The sequence below is a fragment of the Chitinophaga varians genome, assembly GCF_012641275.1.
GTDB classification, from domain to species: domain Bacteria; phylum Bacteroidota; class Bacteroidia; order Chitinophagales; family Chitinophagaceae; genus Chitinophaga; species Chitinophaga varians_A.
In genome coordinates this window covers 2,790,867-2,813,954 of the sequence record NZ_JABAIA010000001.1, presented here as the reverse complement: position 1 = coordinate 2,813,954, position 23,088 = coordinate 2,790,867, and the positions used below count along the sequence as shown (strand labels likewise).

Genomic DNA, 23,088 nt, shown 5'->3' with positions numbered 1-23,088 from the left:
TCTGTCAGGGTTCAAAGATAAAAGTCGTTTTACCGTTTTTGATTTCCATCCGTAGTGGCTCGCTGAGGTGGCTCTCATTTTGAAGCCGGTCCAGCGCGGTGACTACGTATGTATAGGTCTTGCCTTTTACATAAGTCTGGTCTTTGTATTCCGGGTCAGATGATTGAGGCAGTATGGCCAGAATTTTCGTAGGGTCGGTAGCGTTAATTGGCTCGTTGGCTTCAAAACGGTACAGCACATATTGTTTGGTACGGCCGCTGGTATCGTCATCTGTCCAGTGGATCTCCAGTCCACCGGGCCTTTCGAAGGCATCGATGAAGTATGGCGGGTCAGGCGTGGTATTAGGCAGCCATGCCATGACGGGGCGCAGCGCCGGGTATTTGTAATAGTGGTTGCGCAGCGAGTCTTCGATGCCCAACGGGTTGCCGCGGAAAGATTTGGCGCTGTAGAAGATGCTGCCTTGTATAGTATTAAGTGTTCTGGATTCTTCAATCTGCATAGGCAGTTCCCGCGGATTTTTCCAGGCGGGGTTGCTGCCGAGGCGGTACACGCCATGCCCGATATATATCTGCCGGCCATAGCCATGCTGGCTCCACCAGTTGAGCAGCACTTCATAGTCTGCCAGACGATGGCCGCGTTCCCAATACAACTGTGGTGCGGCGTAATCTATCCAGCCTTTTTTCAGCCATTTTAAAATATCGGCGTACAGGTCGTCATAGTTGGTCATGCCGCCATGTGTGTAAGATCCTTCGGGGTCTCTGCTGCGATCGCGCCACACGCCAAACGGACTGATACCGAATTTCACCCAGGGCTTTTCTGCTTTGATGGCCACACTGAGCATTTCGATGATGGCGTCCACATTGGCCCTGCGCCAGTCATCTTTCATCATCCCGTTGCCGTACAGGCGGTAGGAAACATTGTCCGGAAATTCTTTGCCAGGCACCCGGTAAGGATAAAAATAGTCGTCGAAGTGTACCGCATCGATATCATATCTTTTCACTACGTCCCGTACTACCATGGTCACATAGTTCCGTACTTCCGGAATACCCGGGTCGAAGTACTTTTTATTGTCATAAGTGAGGAACCATTGCGGTTTCAGGCGGGTGATATGATTGGCGGCCACGCTGCTGCGGCTTGCGTTGAATACAGCTCTGTAGGGATTGAACCAGGCGTGGAATTCCATGCCCCGTTTATGTGTTTCTTCAATCATGAATTGAAGCGGGTCATAGTAAGGATTGGGCGCCTGTCCCTGGATGCCGGTCAGGTATTCGGACCAGGGCTCGTACGGGGAGGCATAGAATGCGTCAGTTGCAGGACGTACCTGTGCTACGACTGTATTCATGCCATTGCGCTGCATCTGATTGAGCAGATCTATAAACTCCTGTTTTTGTTGTTCTGTTGGTAAACCGCGTTTGGAAGGCCAGTCAATATTTTCCACTGTAGCGATCCATACCCCGCGCATTTCCCTTTTGGGCGGCAACTGCGCCCATACCTGTTGTGTGAGGCCCGCACAAAGGGCCACACCGGCTAATAACTGCTTCAACATCTGCCTTACTTTAAACCGTAAGATGCGAAAATAGCAAAAAGGAAGCCTGTTTGCTTGCTTAATTAGATGATTCTTATGGCTTATTGTCCACTTTTACTTTAAAGGCAGGAGGCTCATAATTTCCCGGCATATAGGAAGGGGGAATGGTAGAGGCGTTCCCGTCGCGGTGCGCATGGTATTGCGGCGACATGATTTCTACGCCGGCTTCATTGAAATGGTCCTGTATCTGCTGGTTTAGCCGGGAATAGATTTCATTCATCCGGTGAGACTCCTCAGTATAGGCATTGATTTCATAGGCAACAGAAAAATCGTTGAGCGCGGTCTGCAAGACAAAAGGTTCACGGTCTTTTTGAATACCATCTGTGGCCAGGGCTGCGCGGACAAGCAGCGCATGCACCTGCTTCCATGGAACGTCATATCCAATAGTGACAGTTGTGTGCAGGATCAGTCCAAGGTCCTTGCTGGAGGAGGTGAAGTTAACAGTATGTCCGTTGAGGATACTGGCATTGGGCACAGTGATCTCTTCGTTTTTGGTGGTGCGTAAACGGGTCACCAGCAGGTTCTTTTCTATCACGTCGCCGGTAATCTCTCCAAGCCGGATACGGTCCCCTATTTTAAAAGGGCGCATGTAAGTGATCACGAAGCCCGCTACTACATTGGAAATGGCGGACGATGACCCCAGCGAGAAAAGGATGCCCAGGAAAACGGACACGCCCTGGAACACCTTGGAATCGGACCCGGGCAGATAAGGGAAGATGACAACGAACATAAACGCATACAGCAGGAATTTGATGCCGCTGGCCGTGGGCAAGGCCCAGTCTGTATAAAAGCCGTTTATTTTCAGGTTGCCGCAGGCTATTTCACTGGCGAGATAGTTGACCAGTTTAACGAGCAGCCGCGTTACCACATATATCACCAGGATGGTAAGCAGTTTGGGCAGATAATGGAAAACGCCCGACAGGATTGCTTTGACGGGCGACAAGGTCCAGTCTGTCAGCTTGTCTGCGATACCCCTGGTCCATGGAAAGATGCCGAAAATCAGCGGCAGGGTAAGGTATAAGACCAACAGGATAAGCACAACGCGTGCAATGCCGAGCGCGCTGTAAATGATGCCGAGCTGTTTCTGCTGATTCAGCAGGGCATAGTTTTTTACTTTCACGCCTTTGACGTACCGGTCTTTTTCGCGGACGAGTCTTCTGCGAAGCGCTCTGAACATGCGGTTGATCCCGAAAATGATAACGCCCAGCACCACCAGTATCAGCAACAGCCAGCCAAGGCGCACCAGGATATACTGAACGCTGTGCTGTGCTTTTTGTTCCCTGATGGCTTTGCGGATGATCGCCGCATATCCGGCGGCCACCTGTGCCTTGTCCTGGTCCAGCCAGAGCGCATCGTCATCTGTGATGGTCTGGATGATCAGGTCGTTGTAGGCTACGTCAATATTGTTTTCGTTGGGCACTACGATGATGGAGTCCGGTGAATAGAACGGATCTTTCTCTATCAGTTGCAGTTTACGGGAGATATTGGCGGCGCGGTCGCTGGGTTTGAACGGGCCCAGTTTATTATATACACGGAACAGGGTGTCGCCGAAGGGCGCTACGGGTATCCCCTGGGAAATGGCTTTCATCTGGAGTATGCGTTCCCGTTGCCGGGCTTTCTTCAGGGAGTCGGTTTGTTCGATATTGGCGAGTTGTTGTTCCAGTTCTTTTTTCCGTTGGTTGCTGCTGTTGCTCAGCTGGAGGATTTGCTCTTCCAGTGAGGCTTTGGCAGCGGCATCTGCTTTGATCAGAGAGTCGCTTTCCCGAAGCAGCCGGGTGGTAGCAATGAGTTGTGCGTTGGCGGTAGAGTCCTGTGATACTTTGCTGCTGTCTTGGGCCAGGCTCTGAAAGTGTATAGTGAGGATGGTTAATAAAATGGGAAAAAACGGTCTCATTCCGAAGCTTTCTATCAAAGTACGGAAATTTCCCGGCGCAGCATCGCTGCAGAGCATAAAAACGGGGAATTTAAAAGGTGGGACTACACTTTCCGTTTCAGGTACTGGCTATAGTCAGGCAGGATTACTTCATAGTCCTGGTGCATCAGCGGGGATGTCAGCAGGAAGTCGGCAGAAGCGCGGTTACAGGCCACCGGGATGTTCCATACCACGCCAAGCCGCAGCAGAGCTTTGATGTCCGGATCATGAGGCAGGGCTTCCATGGGGTCCCAGAAGAAGATGATCACGTCAAGTGCGCCTTCCGCAACGAGGGCACCAATCTGCTGGTCGCCGCCCAGCGGACCGCTCAGCAACTTTCTCACGGAAACGTCCAGTGCTTCCTCGATCAGTTTGCCGGTGGTGCCGGTAGCGTACAGTTCATGGCGGCTCAGTACCGTTTTGTTGTAGGTCGCCCATTCTATCAGTTCGGCCTTTTTGTGGTCGTGTGCAATCAGGGCGATCCTTTTGCGTGCTTTCAGCGTTTTGATTGTCTGCATATGCTGCAAAAGTACTAAGCCGCCTGAAAAAAATAAATGTAAAATTTAATAATATCAGTACTTGTCGGCTGTGTCCAGCGTCGCCAGATCACGGTCAAAGATGTAAAGACCGCCTTTGTCTTCACCGATGAGCTTCAGCTTATCAAGGATATGCCGGGCCATACGTTCCTCTTCAATCTGTTCAGTTACATACCATTGCATGAAATTGTGCGTGGCATAATCTTTTTCAAACAGGCAGAGGTCCACCAGGTTATTGATTTCTTTGGATACTGCCAGCTCGTGTTTAAATACGAGGTCAAAAACGGCCTGGATGTTTTTGAACTGGTGCTCGGGCTGCTTCAGTGCGGGCACCAGGCCGTGGGCGCCTCTCTCATTGATGTATTTCAGTAGTTTCAGCATGTGCGTCCGTTCTTCGTCGGAATGGCGATAGAGGAACTGTGCGGTGCCGTTGTAGCCCTGTACTTCGGCCCAAGAGGCCATAGCGAGGTAATACTGGGAGGAGGCTGCCTCCATTTCCACCTGTTGGTTGAGCGCAGCCAGGATTTTGGGAGAAAGTTCTTTCAATAACATGACCTTAAATTTTAATTTGATTTAGGGGACGGCGTTAGGGGAAGGATATTGTTGCCGCTTATAACGTTATTGTAAAATTCGATGAGGTTTCCCTTTCTGCGGGCAAAAATTCTGCCCGGAAAGTGCTACCTTTGTCAGGTAAATTAGGATAAAATGATTAAAACAGGAAATCCGATCATCAGCATATATACGGAAATGACGCCCAACCCGGAAACAATGAAGTTTGTGGCCAACAAACTGTTGTATCCAGGCAAGAGCATCGATTTTCCGGATGAGGCCAGCGCTAAACCATCACCATTGGCGATAGAACTGTTCAGCTTCCCTTTCATCAGGGGCGTGTTCATTATGGCCAATTTCATTACGCTTACCAAAACCAGTGAAACAGACTGGGACGATATAATCCCCACCGTAAAAGCCTTCCTGAAGGAATACCTGGAGGATAACCGACCTGTTATCAACGAAGACGAAGTGGTAGTGACCAAAGACACCGCCAGCAACGCCGTTAGCGCAGATGACAGCGACGTGGTAAAAAGAATCAAGGAACTGTTGGAAAACTACGTGAAACCTGCGGTAGAAATGGATGGCGGCGCCATTCAGTTCAAAAACTACGAAGCCGGTACGGTTACACTGATGTTACAGGGTTCCTGTTCAGGCTGCCCCTCTTCCATGATTACGCTCAAAGCCGGCATCGAAGGCATGATGAAGCGTATGATACCGGAAGTGAAGGAAGTAGTGGCAGAAGCTGAATAAGCCATAGTTGAGTGAATGATAGTGTTAAATGAAGCACAGTCTTAGTGGCTGTGCTTTTTTATTTTTTAAGACAGATATAGCGACAATGAAAGGATTACTGGTTTTGTTGACCGGCATGGCCATTGCAGCCCAGCCGGTACAGGCACAGAAGAAAAAAAGCACCGACAGCGCCGCCGCCGTTATTACCTACGGGATGCGCAGCAACGGAAAAGAGGTAGGCAACGGCCTGCAACTGTTCATCGACCACAACAGGGCACATATCGTTCCCGGTGGCCCCGCAGCCAAAGAACAACAATACCTGGAACTGGGCGAAAAAGCCACCCTCCAGGTACTTGGCACTCCTAACGGGAACATCTATACGCTAAAGAAACCTTTCACGGAATATGTACAGCCGGAGCTGCTGCCTGGTACAGACACCATCCTCGGACTGGTATGCCGGAAAGCCAGGCTCTTTATCCGCTCCAACACCATTGAAGTATGGTATACTAATCAGCTCGCCCTCAAAGGCACGCCTAACCTGACCGTTGCCCCGGGACTCGGACTGGTGCTCAAAGTAGTCCGCAATGGCAACAGTGAAACGATCGCCAAAAAAATCGAATACCGCAAAATTACCACGGCAGAACTGGCATGGCCGGCCCAACAGGGCCAGCAGGTAGATGATGCGGCCTATATGCGCGAAGTAATAGAAAGCCGTTATACTACCCTGCCGGTGTTTGACCAGGAACAAATCAGCTGGGGCAACAATATCGCAAACCCCGCAGATGACCAGACTGGCGTGACTTACCGCTACGCCGGCGGTACCGTCATCTTAAAAAAAGTAAAACTTCCTGCTCCCCAAAAAGGGGAAACCATGTTCGCTGAACTGGTACAGTATTCTAACGGTGACGCCTATGACCGCACGGGTTCCGTGTTTATGGTCCCTACAGATAAAGCCGGTTCTTTCCTGGACGGCCTTCGCAAAGGCGCTGCCGCACTACCGGCATTCACCGGCAAAAACGGCAAACAATACCAGGGCATGGTGGCTACAGACAACTATCTGCCGGCACTGGAAATACTGCGCTTCTTCACTCCTTTTGGGGTCCACCACTTCAATGACCAGGTGAAGATCAAAGGGTATCACTGGGCGGATTCCGTGATGTACAAACAGGATATCACCGAACTGCAAAACCGCTTGCAGGGCGAAGTGTGGCTGGGCGTTTACATCGGTAACTACGATAAAGGCGGCCATAAGGTAAGCCTGCGCTTCAAATACTATCCCGGCGACGGTGAAGATGACAACAGCAACAAGCCGGATTGGACCTACCCTGTTTTTAATACGACCAATCTGATGGAAATGGCCGGACAGGAATACCCTACCCTTTTCGATAAAGATTCACTGACAGTGACCGTCAACATTCCTGAAGGAGTGCATAACCTCCAGTTGCGTTATATCACTACCGGCCATGGTGGCTGGGGCGGCGGCGATGAGTTCAACCCTAAACAGAATGAAATATTCGTTGACGGAAAAAGGGGGTATCATTTTATTCCCTGGCGTACGGACTGTGGCACTTACCGCCTGTCTAACCCGGCATCCGGCAACTTCGGCAACGGATTGTCTTCCTCAGACCTGAGCCGCTCCAACTGGTGCCCCGGCACGCTCACTTCACCGGTATTTATTTCCCTGCCAGACCTTGGACCAGGACAGCATACCATTAAAGTGGCTATCCCGCAGGGCGCCCCGGCCGGTACCAGCCAGAGCTTCTGGGATGTGTCAGGCACGTTAATGGGTACACGGAAAAAATAATCCATCAACTGCAATACTTACATTTGTTGTATGAATGAATTTATAACGGGACTGCAAAACGGCTTGCATGGAATGACATGGCTCGAAGCTATTGCAGTACTGTTTGCTGTATTGTCGGTCATCTTTCAGAAGAAAAACAATATACTGGTATATCCCACCGGTATTATCAGCACCGGCATCTATACCTACCTTCTTTCGAGAGAACATTTTAAACTTTATGCAGACGCCACGCTCAACGCCTATTATCTGGTAATGAGTGTTTACGGATGGTTATACTGGGCCCGTCAGGGTCCGGCCAAACCGGAAGTGAAGATCAGCCGTAGCAGCCCACGGGAGCTGGCTACGGCGATCTTCATCGCCCTGGCGGGATGGGCCGTTTTTTATGTGCTGCTGGTCAACTTCTCCGATTCCAATGTACCGGTGATGGACGCCTTTATTTCTGCCACAGCCTGTGGCGGCATGTGGCTATTGGCCAAACGGAAAGTGGAAAACTGGATATTGCTGAACATCTCCAATTTTGTGGCGGTGCCACTGCTCTTCTACAAACACCTGTACCTGACTGCACTGTTGACCATCTTTTTGTTTATCATTGCTATCTTCGGATATTTCAGCTGGCGTAAGGCTGTGCTGCAACAGGAAACTTCCCATTCATGAAAAAAGTAGTCGTCATAGGGCCTGAGTCTACAGGCAAAAGCACGCTCAGCGCCACGCTGGCAGCGCATTTTAATACCACCTGGGCGCCGGAATATGCCCGGCAGTATCTGGAGGAGCTGGGACGGCCTTATGAACAGGAAGATCTGCTGAACATTTCCTACGGACAGATGATGATGGAACAGAAAGCAGCGGCCAAAGCCAAAGACCTGTTTATATGTGATACCGATCTGTATGTGATCAAAGTATGGAGCGAACATAAATACCAGGATTGCGATCCCCGTATCCTGAGCGCTATTGCAAACCAGCGGTGCGATCATTATCTGCTTACCTATATTGACCTGCCCTGGGAAGAAGATCCCCAGCGCGAATATCCTGACCCTGAGATGCGTCATTATTTCTACCAGGTGTACAGGGACATCGTGATGCAGTCCGGTGTAACCTGGACGGATATACGGGGTGGTTATGAACAGCGGGAAGCGCTGGCTATTGAGGCTGTGAATCGCCTGCTGGCGGAGTAGTATTCTTCTCGGTTTCCGTTTTCTTCACACCGGAAACGAGTTCCATAATATCCGGATCGGGCGCGAGGTTGCGCATTTGTACCAGGATTTTGCGCTGTCTCCAGGCGGTGATCCTGGCCGGCGGGTTCACCGTATATTTTACCGGATTAGGAAGGCAGGCCGCTATCATGGCGGCTTCTTCCCGGTTCAGACTGGCGGCGTTTTTATGATAATATGCCTGTGAGGCTGCTTCAACGCCAAAGATTCCATCGCCGGTCTGGGCCACATTAAGGTATACTTCCAATATGCGCTGTTTGCCCCAGATTTTTTCGATCATAAAAGTGAAGTATACTTCCAGGCCCTTGCGTACCCAGCTCCGGCCCTGCCAGAGGAAGACGTTTTTAGCCACCTGTTGGCTGATAGTACTGGCACCTCTTATTTTTTTGCTGGCTTCGTTGTGTTTCATTGCCTTTTCGATCGACTTATAGTCGAAGCCGTCATGGTCGGGGAACAACTGGTCTTCGCTGGCGATGACGGCCAGTTTGGCGTGTTGGGATATTTCATCGTAGCTGACCCAGGATTTTTGCAGGTGTTTATCGGTGCCCCAGAGGCTGAACCAGCTGGAGATCATAGTGATGGTGATAGGCGGATTGACCCATCGTAACAGGATGATATATACAAATTGTGCGACAAACAGGACCAGCAATATCCGCTTCAATCTCCTCCACGTTCTGGGGACAATGCCTTTTAACTTCATTCCGCGTAGGTTTGGAAAAATCGGGCTGAAAGATAGGAAGTAATTGTGGAATTATGAATTACGAATTGCATATTAACTTACAGTGAGGATTTTATTTGGTAATTTTACACTAGCAGCACGGTTGTTGTGCATGTTGTCATCATTGTTACTTTCACTTAATTTATGATACTATGCTGTTAAATGTTCACCCGGACAATCCAAATCCCCGTCATATAAAAACGATCGTCGAATGTCTGAAGGATGGAGGGATTATTATCTATCCTACGGATACCGTTTACGGATTGGGTTGTGATATTACCCAGCATAAGGCGATAGAACGTATTGCCCGTATTAAACAGATCGATCCCAAAAAGGCGCAGTTTTCATTTATCTGTTATGACCTGAGCCATTTGTCGGACTATGCTAAAAGCGTGGACACGCCGGTATTCAGGATGTTGAAGAAAGCGCTGCCTGGCCCCTACACTTTTATCCTGCCTGCCAGCAAGATGGTGCCGAAGTTGTTAAAGACAAAAAAAGACACTGTGGGTATCAGGGTGCCGGACAATAATATTTGCCGGACGATCGTACATGAGCTGGATAATCCGCTGATGAGCACCACGCTGCCCGTGGACCATTACGTGGAAGAATATACGGACCCGGAGATCATCTATGAGAAGTTCGGTAAGGTAGTGGATATCGTGGTGGATGGTGGCCCTGGCGGGATGGGCTTTTCCACGGTGGTGGATTGTACCGGTCCGGAGCCTGAACTGGTGCGTGAAGGCATCGGTAGTTATGAAGCGATTAGCTGATCATATTTTATGAAGATGAAATGGTGGATAATTGGCTGTCTGATGACAGGGCCTGTAACCCTACGGGCCCAGGTGGTGTCTGAAAAAACACCGCCGCTGCCTCATCGTCTTTTTTCCGATACAGCAAAAACAGCGGGGTATGTGCCATTCGGCACTTTTACGAAAGCAGGTACCTCTCCTGGTCTGCCCCTCACCTCTTTTAATTTTAATAACCGGAAGTCGTCCGGTGCCCCGTCTTCCCTTCCTGCTTACCCCGTATATATGATGGCCAGCCATGCGTATTATGACCAGCATTTTGGTTTCTTCTGTAAAAAAGAATGGAGCTGGCAGAAACAGACCGGCATTCCGGTGAAATTGCGGCTGGGAAGTTATCAGTTGACACAGCAACAGGAAGGGAAACATTGATCTGTAAATTATTAATCAATATTTTATAAATATATATTTGACATAATCAAATATCTGTATTTGACTAAGTCAAATAAGTTGGGTCGATCCTAAAAGATGATTTTGGGAGATATTTTGACCTATATCGGAACGATTTTATAAGGACGGGACAGGTAATTTGTCCGGACATAAAAAAAGCCGATTCTCCCGGGAGAAGCGGCTTTTTTTATGTTGTCGGCGGGTGTTAGTTGCCCGTAAAATTAGATTTTTAATTTTTTCGCGATGTCGGCCGGCAATGCTTTTTTATTCACCATGAAGCTGGTGGTTTTATAAGCGAAGTACGGCATAGAGGCGTAGAAATAGCCCTGACCGAAGTTTTCAGTACCCCAGGAGTTTTTCACGCGGAAGTATTTATTACCGTTCTGGTCTTTTACGATACCAACGATGTGCATGCCATGGTCGTCTTGTGTTTCGAAGTTATCGAAGGCGAGCTGGCGTACTTCCGGGGTAATGGTTTTTTCCTTTATCGGTTCGAGGAACATGTTTTTCTTTTCTTCGGCTGACATATCAGTCCAGTCTTTGTCTGGCACGATGGCGAGGCCTTCTTTGAAGTTGAAGCCTTTTTCGCTTACGTCAGCGGCCCATGCGAGGGTATAACCGTTGGTAACAGCGGTTTCCGCGATGCGGGTAAAGTCCTCCAGGGTTACGTTGTATACTTTTTCCCAGTTCCAGTTGTCCGGTACTTCCAGCACAAACTGGCTGTTGTACGGATGGTGGGTGAAAGAAGAGATCAGGACATAATCATCTGCGTTGAGGCCCAGTTCTTTAGCGAAGGACTGCGGCGTATAGGATTTACCGTTATACTGGAATTTTTCCGGTGCATCGCCCATATAGGCGTTCAGTACGCCGTCAAATGCTTTCTGCCAGTTCGGGTTAACGGTACCATTGGCTTCACCGATGGTTTTCACCATGCCTTCCAGCAGGCCTTCCATTTCAGCGTGGTTGTACATTTTGCCTTTGTTGCCATCGTAAACGGACTGGGGTACCAGGCCGTATTCACGCAGGCACAGCAGATCATCAGGGAAGCCGCCGCCTTCGCCGAAATTAGCTTTACCATGCATTCTTACATAGTTGGCAGCTTTCAGCGGGTACATTTTACGGACAACGAACATTTCGCTCAGGTTGAGGCCTTTGGCCTTACCGCCGCGGAGCAGTTCAGATTCAAAAAAGGACAGGCCGGAGAAAGACCAGCAGGTACCGGTGCGGCCCTGGTTTTGTACATCTCCTGCGTCCATATTTTTAATAACGGAAAACTGGTAACGACTACCTTCTACATTAGTGCTCGTTTGCGCAAATACAGCAGTGCTGCACAGCATGGCAGCGCTGATCATCCATTTCTTCATGTTGTTAAGACAGGTTTTAGACAAGGGCCAAAAATAAGGGAATCGGGGTATTCTTCCCTGAAAAAGATGGATGAACGGAGCTGTGCTACGGTTTTTGTACAGTTTTTTGTTGTTCCAGATATTGTTCTCTCGTGATCTCCCATTCCCAGAGATCTTCGTTCTCCCTGTTTTTGACAGCGCCCACGAATCGCATTCCGGATTTTTGTAATATTTTAACAGAGGCGTTATATTCTTCTTCTGTATGGGCGATTACTTTTTGTACGTAGGAGTGCCCGAAAGCGAAGCGTACGAGCGCCTGCGCCATTTCAGAGCCGAGGCCCTGCTCACGGTAATCTGCAGTGATTTCATAGCCCATTTCAACGAGCCCCTGGTGATTGGGTTTGCCTTTGAATCCGCCGGCGCCTATCAGGCGTTTGTCTTCCCGGTGAATAACGAGGTAAAAAAACCATCCCAGCATGGAAGGGTCGTTGCGTAATTTATCATATGCTACCAGCACCATTTCGGGATATTCTGTCCACCCTTCCGGGACCGCAATCCCGAGGAGTTCGGCCAGTGTATCATTGCCCTGTAATAGCGACTCAAAATGCTGCAGTGTGCATGGCAACAATTGTAGTCGAGGAGTTTGGATCATGTTTTGAAACTAGTAAACTGTTTTGGGAAATACAACCATTTGGTATTTTTTCATTTTGATATTTAACTATCGGGAATGCCGGGGGTAAACAGCTTCTTCCGCATGCAATAGTTAAATATCAAAATGAAAAAATGTGCAAATTAAATTAGTGCGCCTGCAGCCAGTTTTCACCGATTCCCATTTCAGCTTCAACGGGAACGTCCAATGGCAGTGCATTACGCATACAATCCAATATCAGGGGTTTAATAATGTCTAATTCAGAGCGATGGGCGTCAAAAACCAATTCGTCATGCACCTGCAGGATCATCCTGGATTTCAGGTTCCTTTCCTTAAAGGCCTTGTGTATCGCGATCATGGCCAGTTTGATCATATCTGCGGCCGTGCCCTGGATAGGCATATTGATCGCGTTCCTTTCCGCATAACCACGTACTACCGCATTGGAAGAGTTGATGTCTTTCAGCCATCTTTTACGTCCAAGTTTCGTTTGTACGTAGCCGTTAGTCTGCGCAAATTTTACCTGGTCGTCCATGTATTTTTTGATGGACGTATACTGCGCGAAATAGTTATCGATCAGTGTTTTGGCTTCACTTCTGGCGATGCCCAGGTTTTCAGACAAACCGAAGGCGCTCACGCCGTAGATGATACCGAAGTTCACGCTTTTCGCGTTCCGGCGCATATCTGCGGTCACGGCGTCCAGCGGAACATTGTACACTTTAGCCGCTGTGGCCGCGTGGATATCTATTTTCTGACGGAAGGCGTCCATCATCTGTTCATCCTGGGCAATGGCCGCGATGATGCGCAGTTCTATCTGTGAATAGTCGGCAGACAGCAGCACAAACTCTTCATTGCGGGGCACAAAAGCCTTTCTCACTTCCCGCCCCCTGTCTGTCCGGATAGGGATATTCTGGAGGTTGGGGTTATTGGAGCTCAAACGGCCGGTTACTGCTACAGCCTGATTATAGGAGGTATGCACGCGGTTGGTCCGTTTGTTGATCATTAACGGCAACGCATCTACGTAAGTTGATTTCAACTTGCTCAGCTCGCGGAAAATCAGGATGTCGTCCACGATCTTGTGTTTGTTGGCCAGCTTCTGCAGCACGTCTTCACCGGTGGCATATTGACCTGTTCTGGTCTTTTTCGCTTTGGGGTCCAGCTGTAGTTTTTCAAACAGCACTTCGCCCAATTGTTTGGGGGAAGCCAGTTTGAACCGTACGCCGGCTTGTTCATATACGCTTTCTTCTGCGCGTTTTATTTCTGTTTCCAGCTCACGGGAGTAATCGGCCAATGCCATGGTGTCAATACGCACGCCTTCAAACTCCATATCGGTCAGTACTTTCACCAGTGGGTTTTCCACGTCGTAAAATACTTTCTCCACTGCTTTTTCCGGCAGCATGGGCTGGAAGGTATGTTTCAGCTGCAGGGTGATGTCGGCGTCTTCTGCGGCATATTCCTTGATTTTTTCCACTTCCACGTCCCGCATATTGCCTTGCCCTTTTCCTTTTTTGCCGATCAGGGTTTCGATGGCCACCGGTTCGTATTGTAGGTATTGGGCGCTCAGCGCGTCCATGCTCCTGCGGCCTTCCGGCTCAATAAGGTAATGGGCCAGCATAGTGTCGAACAGCGGTGTCGTTACTTCCAGTCCGTACCATTTCAGCACCAGCATGTCGTATTTGATGTTCTGTCCTACCAGCGTGATAGACGGGTGTTCAAAGAGGGATTTGAACTCGTGCAGGATGGCACGTGCTGCGTCGTAATCGGCCGGCAGGGGAATGTAGTAGGCTTCGGCATTTTTATAGGCGAAGCTCATGCCCACGATATCGGCTTCATTGGCGTCGGTACCGGTTGTTTCGGTATCGAAGGCGATCTCTTTTTGTTGCAAAAGGTCCGCCAGCAGGGCTGCCCGTTTTTCCGGCGTATCTATCAGCACATAGTTGTGCGGCGTATTGTGAATATTTTTGTCGGGCGCGAGGAAGGCGGCAGCTTCGGCAGGTTCTTCCGCCACGGCCGTTTCCACGGCTTGTCCGAAAAGATCGGTTTGTACCACTTTGCCTTTAGCAGGTTCGGGTGTGCCGCCGGCCATGGTAAAACTATCTCCCAGCACTCGTTTACCGAGGGTTTTAAATTCCAGTTCGGTAAAGATCTCGGTGAGTTTTTCTTTATGGATGCCTGTCAGGGAAAAATCTTCTTCGTGGAAAGTCACCGGCACGTTGGTGATGATAGTGGCGAGTTCTTTGGACAACAGGGCATTTTCGTGGCCTGCTTTGATCTTCTCTCCCATCTTGCCGCCGATGGCGTCTGCATTGGCCAGTACGTTTTCCAGTGTTTCATACTGGGCCAGCAGTTTCATGGCTGTTTTTTCACCTACGCCGGCGATACCGGGGATATTGTCCACTGCATCGCCCATCAGGCCGAGGATATCTATTACCTGGTGTACGTCTTTGATCTGCCATTTTTCACATACCTCTTTAGGGCCCAGAATTTCTTCCTTGCTGCCCATGTATGGCGGTTTGTAGATGAATACGTTTTCTTTCACCAGCTGGCCATAGTCTTTATCGGGCGTTACCATGTATACGGTATAGCCTGCGTCAGCGGCCTGCCAGGCGAGTGTGCCGATCACGTCGTCAGCTTCATAACCGTCCAGTTCCACTACCGGGATATTAAATCCCTCAATGATCCGTTTAATATCCGGGAGCGCGTCCAGCAGGTCTTCCGGAGCATCTTCACGATTGGCTTTATAGTCGGTGAAAGTGGTATGGCGTTCGGTAGGCGCATGCGTGTCAAACGCAACGGCCAGATGGGTAGGTTTTTCCTTATTGATAAGGTCCAGCAAGGTGGTGGTAAAACCAAATTGGGCATTGGTATTGCGACCGGTGCTGGTAAGCCTGGGATTTCTGATTAACGCGTAGTAAGCCCTGTAAATCAAGGCCATAGCGTCTAATAAAAATAATTTCTTTTGCATCACTAAACCTACAAGAATTAATTTGAATGCACAAAATTAAGATAGTACCACAATATACGTTCAGATTGTATTTTTAAACCGGAAATATAGTAGCATATGAATAAGATATATCATTTGTCGACCTGCAATACCTGCAAAAAAATTCTGGAGGAAATAAAAGCCAAAGAAAGAGGAATTGAATTGCAGGACATCAAAACGGAAAAAATCACGCCCGCGCAGCTGGACGAGATGCATGCCCTGTCTGGCAGCTATGAGGCCCTTTTCAGCCGCAGGTCACAGAAATACAGGCCTATGGGGCTTCATGAGAAAACCCTCACGGAGAAAGATTACCGCGACCTGATACTGGAAGAGTATTCTTTCCTGAAAAGGCCGGTAGGCATTGCCGGAGACCGGATTTATATCGGGGCCGAAGTGAAGAATATGTAACATCCGGGAAGTACATGATTATTCCTGGTTCGCCTGATGGGCGAAGAGGATGTGCTGAGATGGGAGTTGAACGGGAAAAATGCGGATGTTTCTTTTTTCCCGTTTGGCTTCTTTACGGTTGTTGAAGTTTTTGGACAAACTGTTTGACCACATCTTTGTAAAGCGACATGTCCTGCTCATGCTGGAAAGATTTGAACGGGAAGCGGGAAACCTCTTCCAGCGCTGTTTTCAGGTTGAATTTTTCCTGCGCGACAGAATAGAAATACCCCTTTTCCATGAGATATTCACCGAGATATACCTGTTCGGACTGGCCAGGCGTAGGTACCAGGATCGCTTTTTTGTTGAGTTTGACGAGGTCCATCAGGGTGGTGTAGCCGGAGCGGCTCAGCACCATGTCAGATGCAAGCATGGCTTCGTTTAACGCTTTGGCGTCCAGATGGTTAACGTGTATTACGCCGGGAGCTACTTCTTCGTGGTAGTGGGTGCCCGGTTTGCCGCTGACGATCAGGGCTTTCAGGGAGAGGTCCTTTACCTGGTCCAGCACCAGCTTTTCCAGGTTGGTGCGCTGGGGTTCCGGCCCTGAAATAAGCACCAGGAGATCGTATTTCCTTTGAACGTCCGGTTGTGGTTCAAAACGGCTGAGACAGCCTATGTACGTGGTGTTGGGCGGGAGTTTTGCCGGATGGGCCAGTTCTCCGGAGAGGTTATTGTCGCCGGCGAAGTCCGGAATCCAGCAGGCGCTGTATTTACGGATGAAGTTATAGTTGATTTTCTGTAATGTACGCTCTATCCAGCCACCAAAGGGTGTTTTGATCAGGAGCTGATGGGTGATGAATACGGTGGGAATGTCTTTTTGGTATAGTCCGAAGCGGTTATCAGAGATAACGGCGTTGATCTGGTATTCTTTTACGATCTTTTTGAGCCACCGCTGCTCATATTTCACCGCCTTGTATATTTTGGGAATCTGTTGTATGATCTTCATTCCGAAGAACTTACCTTTTTGCGCGTACTGGATGCGGTATCCCGGCAGCGGTAAAATGGTGATTTCCGGGAATTCCTGTTTCAGCAGTGCGGCATGTTTGCCTTCGGCAGCAATAAAAACCTGAGCGCCTGCGTTTAGCATTTCATAGATGAGCGGAATGTCGCGGGTGGCGTGTCCCAGGCCCCAGTCCAGAGGCACTGTTAAAATTTTTACGGGAGGCTGGATTGTGGACAAATAAATTGAATTTTTTTGCGAATTTAGCTTAAATTACAAAGGGTGATTGTTAAGAAAAGGTAAACTAATTTGGGAAGGATTTATATTTAACCGGAAGTATATTAAATAGCATTATGAAAAGGCTTAAATGGATGGTGATCTTTTTTCTTTGTGGAAGTTTAACGATGACAGGTTGCAAAGTGTTTAAGAAGAATGATTGCGGTTGTCCCACTATGAACAAAAAACGAATGCACTAAAAGGCACATCTGGCACAACATTAAAACGATTTTTACCTTATCTTTTTTTGGATTATCCCATGAAAACCTGGCCAAACAATTATTCGGGGAAACAGTCAAAATTTTTTTCATGAAACCGGTAGATAGAGATTTATTGATCCTGCTACATGAAGATAGGTACACAGAGCAGCAGATACAGTCTGCTGTAAGGCAAATCAGTGAGATGTTGTCTTTAATTGAAACCATGGATTATCTGTGCGCAGTAATGGAAGTAGTAGATTGCAACAAAAGCAGAATTACCAGCAAAAGATCGGTGCTGGAGAAGGCAATTTCACGTAAAGCTCACAAGCCTTTTGAGTTCATCATTCACCGCAACTAACAGTCGTACATTAGCATTTTCGGTACAGTAGCATTACCCGCTGCTTATCTGCTTCATGGATGTATTTTTTTTAAATTCTTGTTGTACGTTTGCCGTCAAACAAACCCAACTAAGTGATGGCAGATTTTTCGCACCTGCAGGATTTTTTGCAGCCTGTTTCCAAAGCTTTTCTGAACGATGATCAGGAGTATGACGCTTTCCAGATCGGAGGTGTAGCAGATGTTTATGAGGAAGAGCATCATCCGGACCTGGATGCTGCTGATATTGTATTGCTGGGAGTGGGCGAAGAAAGGGGCAGCGCCAGCGGGAAAACGGGTACCAGTGGTCCTGATGCCATCCGGCGGGAGTTTTTTAAACTCTACAACTGGCACCGTGATATCAAAGTGGCGGACGTGGGCAACCTGCGTTCCGGCGCTTTTCTTGCCGATGCATATGCTGCTATGAAAACAGTGGTGGGTGAACTGGTGCAGGCTAATAAAACGGTGCTCATCCTGGGCGGCTCTCATGATCTTACCTATCCCCAGTACAAAGCATATGCGGCCCATCAGCTGATCATCGAGGCCACTGTGGCCGATGCCCTGATCGACCTGCAGGAAGAGTCCTCCCTCCGCAGCGAAAGGTACCTGATGGACATCCTCACTGAACAGCCCAATTATCTCCGTCACTATAACCATCTGGGCTTCCAGAGTTATTTCGTACATCCGCGCATGTTAGAGACGCTGGACAAACTGCGTTTTGATTGTTTTCGTTTAGGCCGTATCCGTGAGAATATGGAAGAAGCGGAACCGGTGCTGCGCCACTCTGATTTATTCAGTCTCGATATCAATATCATCCGGCATACAGATGCGCCGGCCAATAACCTCTCCCCTAACGGGTTCAGCGGCGAGGAAGCCTGTTCCCTTGCCCGTTATGCAGGTATGAGCAGCCGTCTGTCGTCTTTCGGTATTTATGGCTACCGGCCGGAAAAAGACAAGGAACAGCTGACAGCCCGCCAGATCGCTCAGATGATGTGGTATTTTATGGACGGCCGCTCCGTCAAAAATAAAGAGGCACTGCTGGACGACCGCGACGCCTTCTGGGAATTTCATATAGCCTTCTCCGATATAGAAACCGTTTTCCTGAAAAGCAAACGTACCGGCCGCTGGTGGATGCAACTCCCCGACCAGGAGTTTGTGCCCTGTGCGTATAACGACTACCTGCTGGCCAGCAATAATGAAATGCCGGAACGCTGGCTGCGTCACCAGGAGAGATTGTGATATTTTTTCATTTGGGTATTTGACCATTAAAGAGGTTTCCTAAATGATCAAATACCCAAATAACTAAATATCTAAATCCAGAAGAGCGGTGACACGCTCTTTCACATAAGCGGCTTTGTTGTCTGTAGAGATCATGTCATCGTCCAGTCCATCCATGGTGCTTTTATGCATCTTCTCCACCCGCTCGTCTATCTTACGGAAATACGCATCTTTCTTCTCTTCCCAGGCACCTTGTTCTATCTGAAGGGTATGTAGCCTGTTGGGCTCAATCTGGCTGTAAAGGCGCTGTAATGTGCTGTGCAGGAGGCTGTCGAGCTGCTTGTAATATACGAGTGCGCAGCCGTAGCTGTTGCTGGTAGAAAGGCAGCGTTGATAACGGTTTTCCAGTGTGTCCAGTGCCGCCTGGCGGGACTGGGAATAGGCATTACCACACAGGAATACTGCCAGGATCAGGATAGGGAGTCTCATAGGCGCTGTGGTTACGCCAAATATACAAAAAATAATATGTAATTTATATTATATAAATATTAAGGATCGGGAATGACCTCCGTCTCCATAGCCGATTGGCGCTATTCAGTAGCGCCAACAGAGCCGGTGCAGGTTTCGCCCGGAGGCAGGCCATTAAGCCACACCCGGATAGCATCTGTACGCTGGTTGGTCAGCTCGGTGAGATAATTGGATTTACATACCGGGAACATGCTGCCATAGGTTTTGGCAGGTTCGGGGTACATTGCTTTCAGCTGGGCATCACGCAGTTGTACCCAAAGTCTTTGCGCTTCCTTGAAATTGGAGATGAACGTCTTATTGGCCGCGTATTTCTTCAGGATCTCCTGGTATACAGTATTCAGTTTCTTATCGGCCTCTTTGTACTCCTGCCCTGCCTGTTTGTTCATGTCCGATTGGGACTGGGCCATCCCGGTGAGGCTGCCAGCCACGATCAACAGGGTAATGACAATTGATTTCATATGTTAAGGTTTAAGGAATTTGAATGCATATACCATGGGTAGCTTTCCTTCCATGCCTTTGATCTGAAAATGTCCGTTTTCACCGGTGGTGTTCTGAAAACAATTGTACGGCGAATAGTCAAACTCCTGAAATACCTGTAGCTGTAAGCCCTGTGCCAGCAAGGAGCTGAAGACTTCGCCCAGCGGATGGTTCCAGGAATAGGCAACACCTTTTACATCTGCGTTGTCTTCCGCGTCTGTATAGGTGTCATTGTTGTTTTCCACAATCGTTTCCGTATTGAAATAATCGTACTGCACGCGGGTAAACTGTTCATCGAACATCCATACCACCGGATGGAATTCGGCCATGACAAAGACTCCGCCCGGTTTCAGAAAATGCTGCACTACCCCGGCCCATTTGTCCATGTCGGGCAGCCAGCCGATGGTGCCGTAAGAAGTGAACACGATATCGAAGCTGTCCTGCAACTGTGCAGGGAGGCTGTACACATCGCAGCAGATAAATTTTGCCTGGTCCTGAAGGCCCAGTTGCGCGGTCAGGGTATTGGCCTGGGCAATGGCCGCGTCAGAGAGGTCCACGCCGGTCACATCGGCGCCCATGCGCGCCAGGGAAAGCGTGTCCTGCCCGAAATGGCATTGCAGGTGCAGGATGCGCTTTCCCCGGACATCGCCCAGCAACGCCAGCTCAATACTATTGAGTGAGCTGCGTCCCTCCAGAAAAGCCGGCACATCATAAAAAGAAGAAGTAACGTGTACGGCTGTACGCTTATTCCAGAGTGCTTTATTGGCTGCCAGGTAATGTTGTTCGTCTTGCATGATTATCACGTCAAATTACCACCAGTTCATAGAAATCGCCGGGGGTGAGATATTGTTTGGCGAGTTGCTGTAATTCTTCTGCAGTGATATTCTTGATCGTCTGAATATTGTTGTAGAAATAGTTTTCGTCCAGATCGTTGAGGATCAGGTTTTTCCAGCGTTGTATCAGCTGGAAGGCGCCGTCCAGGTCGCCGAGGATAGAGCCGATCATGTAGTTGCGCACAAGGTCCAGTTCTTCCTGTGGCACCGGCTCGTTCTGCAGCCTGCGCAGCTCATTGTACACTTCTTCGATGGTGGCTTCGCACACATCCCTGCCGGCTTCGGTCTGGATGTTGAGCGCGCTCACCTGCCGGAAGTTGTACAGCTGGGAATAGATGCCATACGTATACCCTTTTTCTTCCCGGATATTGCTCATCAGCCTGGAGCCAAAGTAGCCGCCCAGGATGGTGTTGAGCACCAGCATTTTAGGGAAGTCCGGATGATAGCGGTTCGGAAAAGGACGACCAATACGGATAGCGCCCTGCACGCCATTTTCATCATTGAAAATGCGGAATTTCTTTTCCTCTGCCGGTTGTACCGGCAGTTCCGGCCTGAGCAGGCTGGACTCGCCGTTCCAGCGGGTGCTGCCGAAGTATTGATTCAACAGTGCCAGCATGTTGCCAGGCATATTGCCCGCTACAAAAATGCGGCAGTTGTTGTACGTATAATGCTTCTGATAGAAAGCACGCAGCGTTTCTGCCTGTAATGCATCATAGGCCATCATGCTGCTCACGCGGCCGTAAGGATGGAATTCACCAAACAGGTATTTATCGATAAAGCGGTTGGCCACAAAATCACATTTCTGGAGATTGACGGCCAGCTTCTGTTTCTGGTTTTGTTTGTAGAGCTGTAATTCTTCTTCCGGAAAAACAGGATCGAGGATAACGTCCTGCAACACCGGCAGCAGCACTTCCGTATGTTTGGACAGGCAGTGCAGCGTGAAGGTGGCATTTTCATGATATGCATTCCGGTTAAGGTAGGCGCCATGATAATCGATGGCCTCGTTGATTTCGAGGGCGGTGCGTTTGCTGGTCCCGTTTTTCATGAGGAAGTTGGTAGCCAGGGCTTCCAGGCTTTCGCTTTCATACCATGAACCGGCGGGGAACACCAGTTCCAGCTGCAGGGTTTCCTGTTCTTCCGATTTAATCGCATAAACGGGAATACCATTGTCCAACGTGAATTTCTCGTAGGGCTTCAGCTTTATATCAAACTCCACAGCGTCTTTAATGGGAGGAGGAATTGTTCTGTTCATATAGTCTCATTTATACCGTGTGACTGAGATGTGGTTTATCCCTGATTTTCGGCGTAATAGTAAATGGTATTGGCATTTTTTTCATCGAAAAGCAGTTTGGCTTCCCGGTGAATATCTTCTGCTGTCACCACTTCATAGTTTTCAAACTCTTTATTCATCAAACCGGCATCACCGAGCAGCTCATAAAAGGCCAGGTTGTTGGCGCGATTGAGCAGGCTCATGTCTTCAAATGCCAGCAGGCTCTCCACACGGTTTTTCACCTTTTGCAGTTCGCGGTCGGCAATCACTTCCGCCTGTAGTTTTTCCAGTTCTGTCTGGATAGCTTTTTCGGCATCTTTCATTTTCACGCCTTTCACCAGTTTGCCTTCGATGGTAAGCAGGCCTGCGTCGAGGCTGCCAAAATGGTAACAGTCGATATTACTGAAGAGCTTTTTCTCTTTTACCAGCACCTGGTGCAAACGGGAAGAGCTGCCGCCACCGAGGATATCGGAGACGAGATCAGCAGCATAGTAACGTTTGTCTGAACGGGGGTACATATGATAACATTTGTACAGCGCGTCCAGCGGCACATTGGCTTTTACTTCCAGTTTATGCGCAGCTGTCTGCGGCGGTTCAACGGGCAGGTTACGATGGTATTTTTCTCCGGAAGGGATATCGCCAAACCATTTCTCTGCCAGTGTTTTCACCTGTTCCGTTGTAATGTTGCCCGCCACGGAAAGGATGGCATTGACAGGCCGGTAAAACTTAAAGAAGAAGGCTTTTACATCTTCCAGCCTGGCATTTTCTATGTGTGACAGTTCTTTCCCGATGGTCATCCAGCGGTAAGGGTGGGTGGTGTAGGCCAGCTCCCTCATTTTGTGCCATACATCGCCATAGGGTTTGTTGATGTAGTGTTCCTTAAACTCTTCTGATACTACTTTGCGTTGTACATCGAGGCTTTTTTCACTGAAGGCCAGTGAAAGCATCCGGTCACTTTCCAGCCAGAAAGCAGTTTCAATGTTTTCTGCCGGCAGCTGTATGTAGTAATTGGTAAGATCGCTGGTCGTATAGGCGTTGTTCTCTCCTCCTGCCATCTGCAGGGGCTCATCATACTCGGGAATGTTGACAGAGCCGCCAAACATCAGGTGTTCAAACAAGTGGGCAAAACCGGTCTGTTCCGGGTTCTCGTCCCTGGCGCCTACGTCGTACAGTACGTTTAATACAGCCATGGGCGTAGTATGGTCTTCATGTACCACAACCCGCAACCCATTAGCTAATGTAAATTTATTATAATGAATCATAATGTAATATTCGTATAGAAGTAAAAATAGGGTAAAAGGACTAATTACGTATTAGG

23 protein-coding genes are annotated in these 23,088 nt (G+C 48.9%); 9 read left to right on the top strand and 14 right to left on the bottom strand.

Translation table 11 applies throughout. The features are described from left to right. Nucleotides 1-4 precede the first annotated feature (4 nt). From HGH92_RS11500 to HGH92_RS11485, 4 genes are all read right to left on the bottom strand, one after another. Nucleotides 5-1,546: a glycoside hydrolase family 10 protein gene (locus HGH92_RS11500; RefSeq protein ID WP_168870855.1), complete on the bottom strand. Its 1,542-nt coding sequence runs from the start codon at nucleotides 1,544-1,546 to the stop codon at nucleotides 5-7. Nucleotides 1,547-1,619: 73 nt separating this feature from the next. Next, on the bottom strand, nucleotides 1,620-3,479 hold the full coding sequence (locus tag HGH92_RS11495; protein WP_168870854.1) for a mechanosensitive ion channel family protein: 1,860 nt from the start codon (nucleotides 3,477-3,479) through the stop codon (nucleotides 1,620-1,622). An 83-nt stretch (nucleotides 3,480-3,562) separates the two neighbouring features. After that, nucleotides 3,563-4,015 (bottom strand): methylglyoxal synthase, encoded by a 453-nt coding sequence (locus tag HGH92_RS11490; RefSeq protein WP_168870853.1) that lies wholly within the window; start codon nucleotides 4,013-4,015, stop codon nucleotides 3,563-3,565. 54 nt (nucleotides 4,016-4,069) lie between these two features. Continuing rightward, nucleotides 4,070-4,585: a ferritin gene (locus HGH92_RS11485; protein ID WP_168870852.1), complete on the bottom strand. Its 516-nt coding sequence runs from the start codon at nucleotides 4,583-4,585 to the stop codon at nucleotides 4,070-4,072. A 153-nt stretch (nucleotides 4,586-4,738) separates the two neighbouring features. Between HGH92_RS11485 and HGH92_RS11480 the strand changes: the two genes are divergently transcribed. The 4 genes from HGH92_RS11480 (at nucleotide 4,739) to HGH92_RS11465 (ending at nucleotide 8,290) form a co-directional block, all read left to right on the top strand. Next, entirely contained in the window at nucleotides 4,739-5,335 is a 597-nt protein-coding gene (locus tag HGH92_RS11480) for a NifU family protein (protein WP_168870851.1), read from the top strand. 85 nt (nucleotides 5,336-5,420) lie between these two features. Further along, nucleotides 5,421-7,118: a PNGase F N-terminal domain-containing protein gene (locus tag HGH92_RS11475; RefSeq protein WP_168870850.1), complete on the top strand. Its 1,698-nt coding sequence runs from the start codon at nucleotides 5,421-5,423 to the stop codon at nucleotides 7,116-7,118. Between the two features lie 30 nt (nucleotides 7,119-7,148). Further along, nucleotides 7,149-7,772 carry a nicotinamide riboside transporter PnuC gene (gene pnuC / locus HGH92_RS11470; RefSeq protein WP_168870849.1) on the top strand — a complete coding sequence of 208 codons (624 nt, stop codon included), beginning with the start codon at nucleotides 7,149-7,151 and terminating at the stop codon, nucleotides 7,770-7,772. Continuing rightward, nucleotides 7,769-8,290: an AAA family ATPase gene (locus tag HGH92_RS11465; RefSeq protein ID WP_168870848.1), complete on the top strand. Its 522-nt coding sequence runs from the start codon at nucleotides 7,769-7,771 to the stop codon at nucleotides 8,288-8,290. The genes pnuC and HGH92_RS11465 overlap by 4 nt, the downstream gene beginning before the upstream one ends. On the opposite strand, the gene mtgA is transcribed toward HGH92_RS11465, so the two are convergent. Further along, on the bottom strand, nucleotides 8,256-9,026 hold the full coding sequence (gene mtgA / locus HGH92_RS11460) for a monofunctional biosynthetic peptidoglycan transglycosylase (RefSeq protein WP_168870847.1): 771 nt from the start codon (nucleotides 9,024-9,026) through the stop codon (nucleotides 8,256-8,258). The two genes, HGH92_RS11465 and mtgA, sit on opposite strands and share 35 nt — an antisense overlap. A gap of 170 nt (nucleotides 9,027-9,196) precedes the next feature. On the opposite strand from mtgA, the gene HGH92_RS11455 reads away from it, so the two are divergent. Both HGH92_RS11455 and HGH92_RS11450 read left to right on the top strand, forming a co-directional pair. Next, nucleotides 9,197-9,814: an L-threonylcarbamoyladenylate synthase gene (locus tag HGH92_RS11455; protein ID WP_168870846.1), complete on the top strand. Its 618-nt coding sequence runs from the start codon at nucleotides 9,197-9,199 to the stop codon at nucleotides 9,812-9,814. A gap of 15 nt (nucleotides 9,815-9,829) precedes the next feature. Continuing rightward, nucleotides 9,830-10,219 (top strand): hypothetical protein, encoded by a 390-nt coding sequence (locus HGH92_RS11450; protein ID WP_168870845.1) that lies wholly within the window; start codon nucleotides 9,830-9,832, stop codon nucleotides 10,217-10,219. A gap of 239 nt (nucleotides 10,220-10,458) precedes the next feature. Here the strand turns inward: HGH92_RS11450 and HGH92_RS11445 are convergent, their stop codons facing one another. The 3 genes from HGH92_RS11445 to polA form a co-directional block, all read right to left on the bottom strand. After that, nucleotides 10,459-11,601: an aminopeptidase C gene (locus HGH92_RS11445; RefSeq protein ID WP_168870844.1), complete on the bottom strand. Its 1,143-nt coding sequence runs from the start codon at nucleotides 11,599-11,601 to the stop codon at nucleotides 10,459-10,461. Nucleotides 11,602-11,686: 85 nt separating this feature from the next. Continuing rightward, entirely contained in the window at nucleotides 11,687-12,232 is a 546-nt protein-coding gene (locus HGH92_RS11440) for a GNAT family N-acetyltransferase (RefSeq protein ID WP_168870843.1), read from the bottom strand. Between the two features lie 145 nt (nucleotides 12,233-12,377). After that, nucleotides 12,378-15,161 carry a DNA polymerase I gene (gene polA, locus HGH92_RS11435; protein WP_247654870.1) on the bottom strand — a complete coding sequence of 928 codons (2,784 nt, stop codon included), beginning with the start codon at nucleotides 15,159-15,161 and terminating at the stop codon, nucleotides 12,378-12,380. 126 nt (nucleotides 15,162-15,287) lie between these two features. Here polA and HGH92_RS11430 point away from each other — a divergent pair, with 126 nt between their 5' ends. Then, a complete protein-coding gene (locus tag HGH92_RS11430; RefSeq protein WP_168870841.1) occupies nucleotides 15,288-15,617 on the top strand; it encodes an arsenate reductase family protein in 330 nt (109 codons plus the stop codon). A gap of 112 nt (nucleotides 15,618-15,729) precedes the next feature. Here the strand turns inward: HGH92_RS11430 and HGH92_RS11425 are convergent, their stop codons facing one another. Next, nucleotides 15,730-16,797, bottom strand: coding sequence for a glycosyltransferase (locus tag HGH92_RS11425; protein ID WP_168870840.1), 1,068 nt, complete (start codon nucleotides 16,795-16,797; stop codon nucleotides 15,730-15,732). 381 nt (nucleotides 16,798-17,178) lie between these two features. On the opposite strand from HGH92_RS11425, the gene HGH92_RS11420 reads away from it, so the two are divergent. Continuing rightward, a complete protein-coding gene (locus HGH92_RS11420) occupies nucleotides 17,179-17,427 on the top strand; it encodes a hypothetical protein (protein WP_078669652.1) in 249 nt (82 codons plus the stop codon). A gap of 116 nt (nucleotides 17,428-17,543) precedes the next feature. Beyond that, nucleotides 17,544-18,683 (top strand): formimidoylglutamase, encoded by a 1,140-nt coding sequence (locus HGH92_RS11415; RefSeq protein ID WP_168870839.1) that lies wholly within the window; start codon nucleotides 17,544-17,546, stop codon nucleotides 18,681-18,683. A gap of 63 nt (nucleotides 18,684-18,746) precedes the next feature. Here HGH92_RS11415 and HGH92_RS11410 read toward each other — a convergent pair whose 3' ends face one another. The 5 genes from HGH92_RS11410 to HGH92_RS11390 form a co-directional block, all read right to left on the bottom strand. Then, nucleotides 18,747-19,151, bottom strand: a complete 405-nt coding sequence (locus HGH92_RS11410) for a lysozyme inhibitor LprI family protein (RefSeq protein ID WP_168870838.1) — start codon at nucleotides 19,149-19,151, stop codon at nucleotides 18,747-18,749. Nucleotides 19,152-19,252: 101 nt separating this feature from the next. Next, nucleotides 19,253-19,648, bottom strand: a complete 396-nt coding sequence (locus HGH92_RS11405) for a lysozyme inhibitor LprI family protein (protein WP_168870837.1) — start codon at nucleotides 19,646-19,648, stop codon at nucleotides 19,253-19,255. Between the two features lie 3 nt (nucleotides 19,649-19,651). After that, complete coding sequence (locus tag HGH92_RS11400) at nucleotides 19,652-20,461, bottom strand: class I SAM-dependent methyltransferase (protein WP_168870836.1); 810 nt, start codon at nucleotides 20,459-20,461, stop codon at nucleotides 19,652-19,654. A 10-nt stretch (nucleotides 20,462-20,471) separates the two neighbouring features. Further along, nucleotides 20,472-21,752, bottom strand: a complete 1,281-nt coding sequence (locus HGH92_RS11395) for a M16 family metallopeptidase (protein ID WP_168870835.1) — start codon at nucleotides 21,750-21,752, stop codon at nucleotides 20,472-20,474. Between the two features lie 35 nt (nucleotides 21,753-21,787). Continuing rightward, the gene (locus HGH92_RS11390) at nucleotides 21,788-23,032 is read right to left on the bottom strand and encodes a M16 family metallopeptidase (RefSeq protein WP_168870834.1); all 1,245 of its coding nucleotides are present in this window, start codon (nucleotides 23,030-23,032) and stop codon (nucleotides 21,788-21,790) included. Nucleotides 23,033-23,088 lie beyond the last annotated feature (56 nt).